Origin of the sequence: Nocardioides sp. cx-173, from assembly GCF_021117365.1 — a bacterium.
Classification (GTDB): domain Bacteria; phylum Actinomycetota; class Actinomycetes; order Propionibacteriales; family Nocardioidaceae; genus Nocardioides.
This window is the reverse complement of the sequence record NZ_CP088262.1, coordinates 999,184-1,011,826: the sequence shown is the minus strand read 5'-3', so window position 1 is coordinate 1,011,826 and position 12,643 is coordinate 999,184. Positions and strand designations below refer to the sequence as shown.

The window sequence follows — 12,643 nt, the reverse complement described above, 5'->3', positions numbered from 1 at the left end:
AACCTACTCAGTTGGCCCAGCGGGTGCCGACGCCGAGTACCTCGACCCGTCGCGGGTCGAGATCTCCGTCGGCCTCGGCGGAGCGGGTGATGCGCACCTCGAGCCGGGAGTCCGAGAGCCCTTCGGCCATGCCCTCGCCCCACTCGACGACCGTGACCGCCTCGTCGAGCGAGGTGTCGAGGTCCAGGTCGTCCAGCTCCTCCAGGCCACCGAGGCGGTAGGCGTCGACGTGGACCAGGTCGGGCCCGCCCCCCAGCGAGGGGTGGACGCGGGCGATGACGAACGTCGGCGAGGTGACCCCACCGCGCACCTTCAGCCCTTCGCCGAGGCCTTGCGTGAACGTCGTCTTGCCTGCCCCGAGGCCGCCCGAGAGCACCAGCAGGTCACCGGCGCGCAGCTCACCGGCGATGCGGACCCCCAGGGCCCGCATGTCCTCCGCCTTCGCGACGTCGAAGGTCCTGGGCAGGGGCCGGGAGAGCTCGACGTAGGGCCAGCGGCGATCGGCCTGGGCGAAGCCGCGGCGCTGCCAGAAGGCCACCGTCGCGGGCAGCTCCTCGCGGGCCACCACCGAGAGCCGGGCCTTGCCGGGCCACGCCTCGACGGCCGCGTCGACCATCGCGGCGGCGACACCGTGGCCCTGGGCCGCGGGCAGCACCCCGAAGCGGCGCAGGTAGACCGAGTCCCCCACCGGGTCGAAGAGGAGCGCGCCGACGGGCTCGTCGCCCACGCGGGCCACGAGCCCGCCGTTGAGGGCGAGGCGGGTCCCGATCGAGTCGATGGTCTCGCTGAGCGCGTCGGCCGGCGGGTCCAGCGGCGGCCGGCCGGCGAAGGCCTCGTGGACGATGTGGTGGACCACCTCGGCCGACTCGTGGCCGACGCGGCGGACGGTGAGCGTCACCGGCCCGCGAGCCGCGTGGACGCGGCCGTGATCAGCTGGTCGAGCTCGGCGGTGACCTGGTCATGGCGCTCGAGGGGGACCATGTGCCCGGCGCCCTCGCACTCGAGCAGCCGGGAGCCGGCGATGCGCTGGTGCAGCTTGCGGCTGTGGCCGAGCGAGGTGAGCCGGTCCTCGGTGCCGCAGATGATGGCGGTCGGCACGCGGCCGAGGACCTCGACGATGTGGAACTTGTCCAGGCTGCTGAAGCTCGGGAAGAACTCCGCCACGACCTCGAACGGCGTGGCCGAGAGCATCTCGTCGACGAAGTCGACGTACGCCGCCGGCACGTCGTCGCCGAACGCGAACAGGTCGGTCCCGACCCGCGCGATGGCGGAGCCGACCCGGCGCAGGCCGTCCACCGAGCGGTGGCGCCGGCCCAGGGACCGCACCGCCCTGCTGGCCACCCGGCCACTGAGGCGGCTGGGCAGCATCGGGAGCAGGATCCGGCCGACGTCGAGCCCGCCGGCCGTGGTCGAGATCAGCCCCACGCCGACCACGCGGTCGCCGATGACCTCGGGGAACTGCTCGGCGAGGGCGACGACCGACATGCCGCCCATCGAGTGGCCGACGAGGACCACGGGGCCCTCGGGGACCACCTCGTCCAGGACCTGCTTCAGGTCGCGCCCGAGCTGCTCGATCGTGGCGTGCTCGTGCGAGGACCGACCGGAGCGACCGTGGGAGCGCTGGTCGTAGAAGACCGTGCGCACCAGGCCTCGGTAGGCGCCACGCTGGAAGTGCCAGCAGTCGAGGTTCAGGCAGTAGCCGTGGGCGAACACCACGGTGATCTCGGGCCCGGGGCCGCTCCCCGACAGGCGGCGGTGCCGGGCCGGCGACTCGGCCACCTCGTCGACCTCCACGTGCAGCGCCACGCCGTCCTCGGTGATCACGGTCCTGGGCGTGGAGCGGAGAGTGCCGAACGGCGCGGTGACGTCGTCACGGCGGCTCTCGATGGCGTGGTTGCGGCGCGCGACCTCGAGCGCCGTACCGGCTGCGGCGAGGCCGACGGCACCCGCGGCCACTCCCAGAAGCTTGCGCTGGATGCTCATGAGCTCACCTCGCTGTCGACATGGGTCCGGGTCATCCGGCCACCGATCCGAGTGACGATCTCGTAGCTGATGGTGCCGCAGGCCTCGGCCCACTCCTGGGCAGTGGGCTCACCGTCTCCACCCGGCCCGAACAGCACCGCGTCGGCTCCCGCGTCGGGCAGGTCACCGCCCAGGTCGACGACGAACTGGTCCATGCAGACGCGTCCGCGCAGGGGCCGGCGCCTGCCGGCGACCGCGACCTGGGCGACGTTGCTCGCGGCGCGGGGCACCCCCTCGCCGTAGCCGGCCGGGACGAGCCCGACGGTGGTGGGCTGCTCGGCCGTCCAGAGCTGCCCGTAGGAGACCGCGTCACCGGCCTCGAGGGACTTCACCATCGCCAGTCGGGCCCGCGCGGTCATGGCCGGCACCAGGCCGAGGTCGGGCGTGTGCCCGGGCGCGGGGTCGAGCCCGTACATCGCGATGCCGCAGCGGACCAGGTCGAAGCGGCTGCTGGGCCTCAGGATCGCGGCGGCGGAGTTGGCGAGGTGGCGTACCTCGGGGCGCAGGCCGGCCCGCTCGGCGGCCGCGAGTGCGCGTTCGAACGCCGCCTCCTGGGCGTCGTTGGCGGGGTGGGCCGGCTCGTCGCTGCACGCGAAGTGCGACCACAGGCCGGTGATGCGCCAGTGCCCGGCCTCCTCGCCCGCCCGCGCGTGGGCGAACAGCCCCTCCCAGTCGCGCTCGGCCGCGCCGCCACGGGAGAGACCGGTGTCGACCTTGAGCTGGACGCGCGCCGGGGTCCTGGTGGCGAGCGCGGCCGCGGCCGCGGCGATCTCGTCGAGCTCGGCGACCGAGTAGGCCGTGACGTCGATGCCCGTGGCCAGCGCGGTGCCGTAGTCCTCACCCGGCACGGTCAGCCAGCACAGCAGCCGGCCGGAGTCGCCCGCCACGCGCAGCGCCACGGCCTCGTCGAGGGTAGCCACGCCGAGCCACTCCGCGCCGGCCTCCCGCGCGGCCGTGGCCACCTCGTGCATGCCGTGGCCGTAGCCGTCCGCCTTGACCACCGCCATGACCGGGACCCCGGTGGTACGGCGCAGGGTCCGGACGTTGTGGCGGATCGCGGCGAGGTCGACGACGATCTCGGCGCGCGGGCTGGTCATGCCTGCGATTGTCCCATCCGAGGCCGTTGCGTCAGCCCACGGGCGGGAGGCCCCGCACCACAGCGGGCACGGCGCCGGCGATCTGGCCGGCGACCAGGGGGCCGCCGGAGCCGGCCAGGGTGGCGGCCGCACCGTGCAGCCAGGAGCCGACCGAGGCGGCGTCGAACGGGTCGAGACCGGCCGCCAGCAGGGCGCCCACGAGGCCGCCGAGGACGTCTCCGGCGCCCGCCGTCGCGAGCCACGGCGTCCCGGTCGTCGTGACCCGGGTCCGACCATCGGGCGCGGCGACGAGCGTGTGCCGCCCCTTGAGCAGCACCACGCAGCCGTAGGCGGCCGCGGCCTCGCGCGCGTGGGCCAGCGGCCGGGCCTCGATGCCGGCGCGCTCCCGGTCGAGCATCGCGGCGAGCTCCCCCGCGTGCGGGGTCAGCACCGCGGGGCGCTCGAGCGGGGCGACGACGTGGGCGAGCGCGTCCGCGTCGACGACCGTGGGGACGTCGTCGCGCAGCGCTGCGGCGAGCTCGGCCGCGGCGTGCTGGCCGCTGCCCGACCCGACCACCCACGCCTGGACCCGTCCCGCGCCGACGACCTCGGGGTGGGTGTCGCGCACCCGCCGCGCGACACCGGCGTCGCCGACGTAGCGGACCATGCCGGCCAGGCCGCTGGCGGCCCCGGAGACGCTGAGCAGTCCGGCGCCCGGGTACTCCTCGGAGCCGGCACGGACGCCGACCACGCCGCGGGTGTACTTGTGGGCATCCGGGCTAGGCCGCGGCAGCAGGGCCGCGACGTCGTCCGGCTGGAGCGCCTCGACCTCGGCCGGGGGCAGCTCGAGCCCGAGGTCGACCAGCTGGACCACGCCGCAGGCGGCCGCGGCCGGGTCGACGAGATGGGCCACCTTGTGCGTGCCGAAGGTGATCGTGACGTCGGCCCGCACGTGGGGCCCGTCGAGCTCGCCGGTGTCGACGTCGACCCCGGACGGCGTGTCCACCGCGACCACCGGGACACCGGCGAGCCGCTCCAGCGCGGCCACCGCGTCCTGCCGCAGCCCGGGCCGCCCACCGATCCCGGTGATCCCGTCGACGACGAGGTCCGGGCGTCGGCCCTGCCACCCGACCCGCCCTCCCGCCGCGCGCAGGTCCGCCAGTCCGCCCTCGTGCGCCGTCTCGCCGAGCAACCACGCCTCGACGGCCGCGCCGCGCCTGGCGAGCACCGCGCCGGCGTACAGCGCATCGCCGCCGTTGTTGCCCCCACCGACCAGCAGCAGCACCCGGCGCCCGTACGCCGACCCGAGCAGGTCCAGCACGGCGTAGGCGAGCCCGTGCGCCGCCCGGTGCATCAGCGCTCCCTCGGGCAGTCGCGCCAGCAGCGCGTCCTCCGCGGCCCGGACCTGCTCGACGGTGTGGGCGTACCTCATGCGCCCACGCTAGCGGCGAGCCACGGTCAGGACTCGAGCACGACCACGGCCGACGCGATGCCGGCGTCGTGGGAGAGGGACAGGTGGACGTGGGCGACGCCCAGGTCCGCGGCGCGGGCGGCGACGGAGCCGCGCACCTCGAGCACCGGTCGGCCGGACTCCTCCGAGACCACCTCGGCGTCGTGCCAGGCCATGCCGACCGGCGCCCCGAGCGCCTTCGCCATCGCCTCCTTCGCGGCGAACCGCGCGGCGAGCGAGGCCAGGGGTCGGGCGGCCTCGGCGGGCGTGAACAGCCGCGAGGCGAGGCCCGGCGTGCGCGCCAGCGAGGCGCCGAAGCGCTCGATGTCCACCACGTCGATGCCGACGCCGATCACCGCCATGGTCGCCGCCGGCTCACTCGACGGTGACGGACTTGGCCAGGTTGCGCGGCTGGTCGACGTCGTGGCCCATCGCGGTGGCCAGCTCGCAGGCGAACAGCTGCAGCGGCACCACCGCGACGAGCGGCTGCAGGAGCACCGGCACCTTCGGCAGCCGGATGAGGACGTCGGCGTACGGCTCGATCGAGGTGTCGCCGTCCTCGGCCAGGCAGATCGTGCGCGCGCCCCGCGCTCGCACCTCCTGGATCCCGCTGATCATCTTGTCGTGCAGCTGGTCGCGGCCCTGGGGAGGGACGACGCACAGCACCGGCAGGCCCTGCTCGATGAGGGCGATCGGGCCGTGCTTGAGCTCGCCGGCGGCGAAGCCCTCCGCGTGGATGTAGGCCAGCTCCTTGAGCTTCAGCGCCCCCTCGAGCGCGACCGGGTAGCCGGCGTGACGTCCCAGGAACAGCACCGAGCGGGTGTCGAGGTGGCTGCGGGCCAGCTCGTAGACGCTCTCGGCGGACGCCAGGACGGACTCGATGTGGCCGGGCATGGCCTCGAGCTGGTGCATGATCTCGGTGACCTCGTCGCCGTAGCGCGTGCCCTTGACCTGCGCGATGTACAGCGCGAGCAGGTAGCAGGCGACGAGCTGGGTCAGGAACCCCTTCGTCGAGGCGACGCCGATCTCCGGGCCGGCATGGGTGTAGATGACCGCGTCGGACTCGCGCGGGATCGTGGACCCGTTGGTGTTGCAGATCGCCAGCACCTTGGCGCGCTGGGTGCGGGCGTGCCGGATCGCCTGCAGGGTGTCGGCGGTCTCCCCCGACTGGCTGATCGCCACGACCAGGGTCGAGTAGTCGAGGATCGGGTCGCGGTAGCGGAACTCCGAGGCGAGCTCCACCTCGACCGGGATCCGGGTCCAGTGCTCGATGGCGTACTTGGCCACCATGCCGGCGTAGAACGACGTGCCGCACGCGATGATGATGATCTTGGCGACGTCGCGGATCTCGTCGTCGGAGAGACGCATCTCGTCGAGCTGCAGCAGTCCCTCCTCGTTGTGCCGGCCCAGCAGGCTGTCGGCGACCGCCCGCGGCTGCTCGAAGATCTCCTTGCGCATGAACCAGTCGTGGCCGTCCTTCTCGGCGGCCGACAGGTCCCACGTGACGTGGTAGCGGCGACCCTCCGTCGGGGCGCCGTCGAAGTCGGTGACCTCGACCCCCTCCCGGGTGAGGGTGACGACGCTGTCCTGCCCGAGCTCGAGGGCCTCGCGGGTGTGCTCGATGAACGCCGCGACGTCGCTGCCGAGGAAGTTCTCCCCCTCGCCGATGCCGACGACCAGCGGGGAGTTGCGGCGGGCGGCAACCACCCGGTCGGGATCCTCGCTGTCGACCGCGACGAGCGTGAAGGCGCCCTCGAGTCGGCGGCAGACATGCTGCATCGCCGTCGTCAGGTCCTGCCCGGAGAGCACCTGCGACTCCAGCAGCTGCGCCGCCACCTCGGTGTCGGTCTCGGAGAGCAGGCCGTGTCCGGCCGCCTCCATCTCGCTGCGCAGGCTCGCGAAGTTCTCGATGATCCCGTTGTGGACGAGCGCCACGCGCCGCGCGCCGCCGGAATGCGGGTGCGCGTTGACGTCGGTGGGGGCGCCGTGGGTCGCCCACCGGGTGTGGCCGATGCCGGTCGTGGACTCCGGGAGCGGCGCGTCGGCGATGGCCTTCTCGAGGTTGGCCAGCTTGCCGGCCCGCTTCTCCGTGGCCAGCTCCCCGCTCGCCACGAGGGCGATCCCCGCCGAGTCGTAACCGCGGTACTCCAGTCGCCGCAGACCCTCCACGACCACCTGCTGGGCCTGCCTGGAGCCGACGTATCCGACGATGCCGCACATGCGCCCCACTGTAGAGGGACGACGCCGCTCGCCCCGCCAGGCCCGGCTGCTGCAACAATCCTCCGCATGTCGACAGGCGGGGGCAACCGCAACGGTGCCCACGACGAGTCCCCTCGGGAGCCGTCGCCCTACATCGAGCTCGACCGTGCGGCGTGGGCGGCCCTGGGCGCCGAGACGGAGAACCCGCTCAGCGAGGACGAGATCCGCAACCTGCGGGGCCTCGGCGACGCCCTCGACCTCGACGAGGTCCAGGCGGTCTATCTGCCCCTGAGCAAGCTCCTCAGCCTGTACGTCGAGTCGGCCGGCAAGCTGCACCGCGAGCAGGAGGCGTTCCTGCACCAGCGCACGCCGCCCCGCACCCCGTTCGTGATCGGCCTCGCCGGGTCGGTGGCCGTCGGCAAGTCGACGACGGCGCGCGTGCTCCAGCAGATGCTGGCCCACTGGCCCGAGCACCCCAACGTCGCGCTGATCACCACCGATGGGTTCCTCTACCCCAACGCCGAGCTCGAGCGGCGCGGGATCCTGCACCGCAAGGGCTTCCCGGAGTCCTACGACCGCCGCGCCCTGCTGCGGTTCGTGGTGGACATCAAGTCGGGCAGGGACGAGGTCGAGGCGCCGACGTACTCGCACCTGGTCTACGACGTGGTGCCCGGCGAGAAGGTCGTCGTCAAGCGCCCCGACATCGTGATCATCGAGGGGCTCAACGTCCTCCAGCCGGCCCGCGTCCGCGACGACGGCACCGCCGGGCTGACCCTGAGCGACTTCTTCGACTTCTCCGTCTACGTCGACGCCGGGCGCGACAAGATCCGCGAGTGGTACGTCTCGCGGTTCCTGCGGCTGCGCGAGACGGCGTTCCGCGACCCGCACTCCTACTTCGCGAAGTACGCCGCGCTGTCCCAGGAGGAGGCCGTCGCGGAGGCCGAGCGCATCTGGGACGGCATCAACGGCCCCAACCTCGTGGAGAACATCCTCCCGACCCGCTCGCGCGCCACCCTGGTCCTGCGCAAGGACCGGGACCACTCGGTCCGCTACGTCCGGCTCCGGAAGCTGTGAGCGTCTCCCGGGCCTAGCGGCTCATCGGCGAAGACTCGTCACGATGCGTCGGGCCACGGCCTGCGACATCGACCCACGGCCGAGGTCGCGCACCAGCACGAGCGTGACGACGCCCGAAGCACCCTGGGTGCTCACCAGGTCCACGCCGGCCCTCGCCGGCCGGCACGGGCCCGGCGCCACCGGCACGACGGTGTGCGTCTGCACCGCGGACGAGCCGTCGGCGAGCCGCACCCCCACGACCCGTACGCCGGCCGGCTCGGCGTCGGGAGCGGCCACCGCAGCTGCCCACGCCCGCGTGAGCCGAGCGACGACCTCGCGCGCCGTGCCGGGCGCGGGCGGCAGCAGCCCGGCGAAGGCCCGGTTGGACGGCCCGCCGTGTCCGACGCAGTACCCCTCGTCGAGCACCGCCGGCCCCGCGACCCCCACGGCCGGCTCGCCGCGCCGGTCGGCGTAGTACAGCTCCTCCCCCGGCCTGCCGACGCGCCAGCCGGCCCGCACCGGCGGCACCGCGAATCGCCCACCGTGGCGCTCCACCACCTGCCAGCCCGCCGGCGGGGCGGGGGTCACCGCCGGTGGGGCGGGGGTCGCCGCCCGCGGGGCGGGGGTCGCCGCCGGTGGGGCGGGGGTCGCCGCCGGCGGGGCGGTGGGCCCCGGGGCGAGCGTCACGGCCCAGGCGACGAGGGTCGTCAGCGTCGCGCAGGCACCGAGCAGGAGGGCCACTCGCTCCATGCCTCGTGTCTAGCCTGGGCCGGCTCTGTGCGCGACCGGCCCTCCACAGGGTGCCGGGAGCGCTTGTAACTCAGCGTTGCAGCTTGAATCGCACCGTTACAACGGTGCGGCAGAGGTCGTAACGGTGAGTTACAAGCAGCCGGTCAGAGCGCGAGCTGCGCCCGCACGACCGCGGCGAGGCGGTCGGCGACGTCCTGGGCGAGCTCCTGGGTGGGGGCCTCGACCATGACCCGGACGAGGGCCTCGGTGCCGGAGGGGCGCAGCAGGATGCGGCCGGTGTCGCCGAGCGCGTACTCCTCCTCGGCGAGGGCCGCGGCCAGGACGGGGTCCTCGTCGGCACGGGCCTTGTCGACGCCCGGGACGTTGACCAGCACCTGCGGGAGCCGGGTGACGACCGAGGCCAGGGAGGCCAGGGTCTGACCCGTCTCGACCATGCGGTCCAGGACGTGCAGTGCGGTGAGGATGCCGTCGCCGGTGGTGGCGTGCTCGCTCATGATGACGTGTCCGGACTGCTCGCCCCCCAGCGTGTAGCCCGCGACCCGCATGGCCTCCAGCACGTAGCGGTCGCCGACCTTGGTCTGGCGCACGCCGAGCCCGGCGGCCTTCATCGCCTGGACGAAGCCGAGGTTGCTCATCACGGTGGCGACGACGGTGTCCTTGACCAGTCGGCCGGCCTCCGCCATCGAGATCGCCAAGATCGCCAGGATCTGGTCACCGTCGACGACGTTGCCCTCGTGGTCGACGGCCAGGCAGCGATCGGCGTCGCCGTCGAGCGCGAAGCCGGCGTCGGCGCCGTGCTCGAGGACCGCGGCGCGCAGCGGCTCCAGGTGGGTGGAGCCGCATCCGTCGTTGATGTTGAGCCCGTCGGGCTCGGTCCCGATCGCGACCACCTCGGCGCCGGCCAGGCGAAGAGCGCGGGGACCGGCCTCGAAGGCGGCACCGTGGGCGCAGTCCAGCACGATCTTGAGCCCGTCGAGGGGACGCTGACGGGTGGCCAGGAGGTGGTCGACGTACTCCTCGACCGGGGTCGCGTACGGCGAGACGCGGCCGACGTCGGCGCCGAGGGGGCGCTCCCAGGCCATCTCGAGGTGAGCCTCGATGTCGCGCTCGACCGCGTCGTCGAGCTTCAAGCCGCCGCGGGAGAGGAACTTGATGCCGTTGTCGGGCATCGGGTTGTGCGAGGCACTGATCACCACGCCGAGATCGGCGCCCAGGGCGTGGGTCAGGTACGCCACGCCGGGGGTCGGCAGGACCCGCAGGCGGACGACGTCGACACCGGCGGAGGCGAGACCCGCCACCACGGCGTGCTCGAGGAACTGCCCGGAGATCCGGGTGTCGCGGCCCACCACCGCGATCGGCCGCGGCCCGGCGTACTCGCCGCGATCGACGAGCACCCGGGCGGCGGCGACGGACAGGTCCAGGGCCAGCTCCGCGGTCAGCTGACCGTTGGCGAGACCCCGGACCCCGTCCGTGCCGAAGATGCGCGGCAAAGCCGTGCGATCAGCGCTTGCTGAACTGAGGCGCCTTGCGGGCCTTCTTGAGACCGGCCTTCTTGCGCTCGATGACGCGAGCGTCGCGGGTCAGCAGTCCGGCCTTCTTGAGCGCCGGACGGTTGGACTCGACGTCGATGGCGTTCAGGCAGCGGGCCACGCCGAGGCGCAGGGCGCCGGCCTGACCGGTGATGCCGCCGCCGTGGATGCGCGCGATGACGTCGAAGCGGCCCTCGAGCTGCAGCTCGGCGAACGGCTCGTTGACGACCTGCTGGTGCAGCTTGTTCGGGAAGTAGGAGTCGAGCGTGCGACCGTTGACGGTCCACACGCCGGTGCCGGGCACGATGCGCACGCGGGCGACGGCCTCCTTGCGGCGGCCGGTGGCGGCCGCCGGGGCGATCGTCGCCGGGCGGGCGGGGGTGTCCGCGTGAGCGGCGCTCTCGGAGCTGTAGGCAACGCCCTGCTCGTCGGTCTCGTAGGTCTCCTCGACCTCGGTGCTGGTGTCAGCCACTGTGTTCCTCAACCTTGCTTTCGACGTCGATGATTACTGGGAGATCTGCGTGATCTCGAAGGGGGCGGCCTGCTGGGCCGAGTGGGGGTGGTTCGGGCCCGAGTAGACCTTGAGCTTCTTCATCAGGGCGCGGCCGAGCTTGTTCTTCGGGAGCATCCCCCAGACGGCCTTCTCGACGGCCTTGCGGGCGTCCTTGTCGAGCACCTCGCCGATGGGCGTGGAGGTCAGACCGCCCGGGTAGCCGGAGTGGCGGTAGGTCATCTTGGTCGTGCGCTTGTTGCCGGAGAGGGCGACCTTCTCGGCGTTGACGACGATGACGAAGTCACCGGTGTCCATGTGCGGCGCGTAGATCGGCTTGTGCTTGCCACGAAGGAGCGTGGCCACCTCGACGGCGAGACGCCCGAGGACGACGTTCTCGGCGTCGATGACGTGCCAGTCGCGCTGGATGTCTCCAGGCTTGGGGCTGTAGGTGCGCAAGGCTGTTCTTCTCTCTCGTTCGTGGGGCCCGGCGGAGGTGACCTCCGGGCGGTGCTGCTGCGGCTTCTGACGAACACGGCCCGGCTCGGCACCGACCGTGAGGGCGGTGGCGTCCGGGACTGCACCCCGACCCGTGGAGCGGGTCCGAGCGCGGCAGGAGTCGCGACCGACAAGACTACGGCGCCGCCGCCGACGGGGTCAAAACGGGGCCGCGGGACGTGATACCGGCGGACCGGGGTTCGCGCCCGGCCCAGCCGCGTTTAGGTTGGACCGCGTGACTGACTCTCTCACCGTCCGCGACAACCGCACCGGACAGGAGTACGACGTACCCATCCTCGACGGCACCATCAAGGCCGCCGACGTGGGGAAGATCAAGACCGGAGAGGACGAGCCCGGGCTGGCCGTCTACGACCCCGGCTTCGTCAACACCGCCTCCTGCCGCAGCGCCGTGACCTTCATCGATGGCGACAAGGGCATCCTGGAGTACCGCGGCTACCCCATCGAGCAGCTCGCCGAGAAGTCCAACTTCCTCGAAGTGGCCTACCTGCTCGTGCACGGCGCCCTGCCCACCAAGGCCGAGTACGACGCCTGGGTCCACGAGATCACCTACCACACCTTCGTCCACGAGAACGTCAAGACCTTCATGCAGGGCTTCCGCTACGACGCCCACCCCATGGGCATGCTCATGGCCTCGGTCGGCGCCCTCTCGACGTTCTACCCCGACGCACGCAACATCACCGACGCCGACAACCGGCACATGCAGATCGTGCGCATGATCGCCAAGATGCCCACCCTCGGCGCCTGGTCCTACCGCCACGCCCAGGGCAAGCCCTACGTCTACCCCGACAACGAGCTCTCCTACACCGCCAACTTCCTCTCCATGCTCTTCAAGATGAGCGAGTCGAAGTTCGAGGCCGACGAACGACTCGTCAAGGCCCTCGACGTGCTCTTCATCCTGCACGCCGACCACGAGCAGAACGCCTCCACCAACGCGGTCCGCTCGGTCGGCTCCACCCAGGTCGACCCCTACTCCGCCGTCTCCGCCGGCGTCGGCGCCCTCTTCGGCCCCCTGCACGGCGGCGCCAACGAAGCCGTCCTACGGATGCTGCGCCGCATCGGGTCGAAGGAGAACATCCCCGACTTCATCAAGGGCGTCAAAGACGGCAACGAACGCCTCATGGGCTTCGGCCACCGCGTCTACAAGAACTACGACCCCCGCGCCAAGATCATCAAGAAGTCCGCCGAGGACGTCTTCGAGGTCACCGGCACCAACCCCCTGCTCGACATCGCCCTGGAGCTGGAGAAGATCGCCCTCGAGGACGAGTACTTCGTCAAGCGCAAGCTCTACCCCAACGTCGACTTCTACTCCGGCCTCATCTACGAAGCCTTCCAGTTCCCACCCGAGATGTTCACCGTCCTGTTCGCCATCGGCCGCACCCCCGGCTGGCTGGCCCAATGGCTCGAGCTCGTCCAGGACAAAGAGCAGAAGATCGCCCGCCCCAAGCAGATCTACACCGGCGACCGCACCCTCGACTTCACCCCAGCCTCCGAGCGCTGGGCGTAGTCCACTGAACCGCCGACAGCCCCCGCCCATCCTCTGGGCGGGGGCTGTCGC

At 72.5% G+C, this 12,643-nt stretch carries 12 protein-coding genes; 2 read left to right on the top strand and 10 right to left on the bottom strand.

The window, feature by feature from the left end; genetic code table 11:
• Positions 1 to 7 precede the first annotated feature (7 nt).
• From tsaE to glmS, 6 genes are read right to left on the bottom strand one after another with little or no spacing between them, the layout of a single operon-like run.
• On the bottom strand, positions 8 to 898 hold the full coding sequence (gene tsaE / locus LQ940_RS04870) for a tRNA (adenosine(37)-N6)-threonylcarbamoyltransferase complex ATPase subunit type 1 TsaE (protein ID WP_231242180.1): 891 nt from the start codon (positions 896 to 898) through the stop codon (positions 8 to 10).
• Entirely contained in the window at positions 895 to 1,983 is a 1,089-nt protein-coding gene (locus LQ940_RS04865) for an alpha/beta fold hydrolase (protein WP_231242181.1), read from the bottom strand. The genes tsaE and LQ940_RS04865 overlap by 4 nt, the downstream gene beginning before the upstream one ends.
• Positions 1,980 to 3,119, bottom strand: coding sequence for an alanine racemase (alr, locus tag LQ940_RS04860; RefSeq protein WP_231242182.1), 1,140 nt, complete (start codon positions 3,117 to 3,119; stop codon positions 1,980 to 1,982). The genes LQ940_RS04865 and alr overlap by 4 nt, the downstream gene beginning before the upstream one ends.
• Positions 3,120 to 3,150: 31 nt before the next feature.
• Positions 3,151 to 4,530, bottom strand: a complete 1,380-nt coding sequence (locus tag LQ940_RS04855) for an NAD(P)H-hydrate dehydratase (protein ID WP_231242183.1) — start codon at positions 4,528 to 4,530, stop codon at positions 3,151 to 3,153.
• 26 nt (positions 4,531 to 4,556) lie between these two features.
• The gene (locus LQ940_RS04850; RefSeq protein ID WP_231242184.1) at positions 4,557 to 4,910 is read right to left on the bottom strand and encodes a holo-ACP synthase; all 354 of its coding nucleotides are present in this window, start codon (positions 4,908 to 4,910) and stop codon (positions 4,557 to 4,559) included.
• 13 nt (positions 4,911 to 4,923) lie between these two features.
• A complete protein-coding gene (gene glmS / locus LQ940_RS04845) occupies positions 4,924 to 6,768 on the bottom strand; it encodes a glutamine--fructose-6-phosphate transaminase (isomerizing) (RefSeq protein WP_231242185.1) in 1,845 nt (614 codons plus the stop codon).
• 66 nt (positions 6,769 to 6,834) lie between these two features.
• Between glmS and coaA the strand changes: the two genes are divergently transcribed.
• On the top strand, positions 6,835 to 7,821 hold the full coding sequence (coaA, locus tag LQ940_RS04840) for a type I pantothenate kinase (protein ID WP_231242186.1): 987 nt from the start codon (positions 6,835 to 6,837) through the stop codon (positions 7,819 to 7,821).
• Between the two features lie 21 nt (positions 7,822 to 7,842).
• Here the strand turns inward: coaA and LQ940_RS04835 are convergent, their stop codons facing one another.
• The 4 genes from LQ940_RS04835 to rplM form a co-directional block, all read right to left on the bottom strand.
• On the bottom strand, positions 7,843 to 8,550 hold the full coding sequence (locus LQ940_RS04835) for a hypothetical protein (RefSeq protein ID WP_231242187.1): 708 nt from the start codon (positions 8,548 to 8,550) through the stop codon (positions 7,843 to 7,845).
• 143 nt (positions 8,551 to 8,693) lie between these two features.
• A complete protein-coding gene (gene glmM, locus LQ940_RS04830) occupies positions 8,694 to 10,040 on the bottom strand; it encodes a phosphoglucosamine mutase (protein WP_231242188.1) in 1,347 nt (448 codons plus the stop codon).
• A gap of 10 nt (positions 10,041 to 10,050) precedes the next feature.
• Positions 10,051 to 10,551 (bottom strand): 30S ribosomal protein S9, encoded by a 501-nt coding sequence (gene rpsI, locus LQ940_RS04825; protein ID WP_231242189.1) that lies wholly within the window; start codon positions 10,549 to 10,551, stop codon positions 10,051 to 10,053.
• Between the two features lie 33 nt (positions 10,552 to 10,584).
• On the bottom strand, positions 10,585 to 11,028 hold the full coding sequence (gene rplM / locus LQ940_RS04820) for a 50S ribosomal protein L13 (protein WP_231242190.1): 444 nt from the start codon (positions 11,026 to 11,028) through the stop codon (positions 10,585 to 10,587).
• 274 nt (positions 11,029 to 11,302) lie between these two features.
• Between rplM and LQ940_RS04815 the strand changes: the two genes are divergently transcribed.
• Complete coding sequence (locus LQ940_RS04815) at positions 11,303 to 12,592, top strand: citrate synthase (RefSeq protein ID WP_231243422.1); 1,290 nt, start codon at positions 11,303 to 11,305, stop codon at positions 12,590 to 12,592.
• The last annotated feature ends 51 nt before the right edge of the window (positions 12,593 to 12,643 follow it).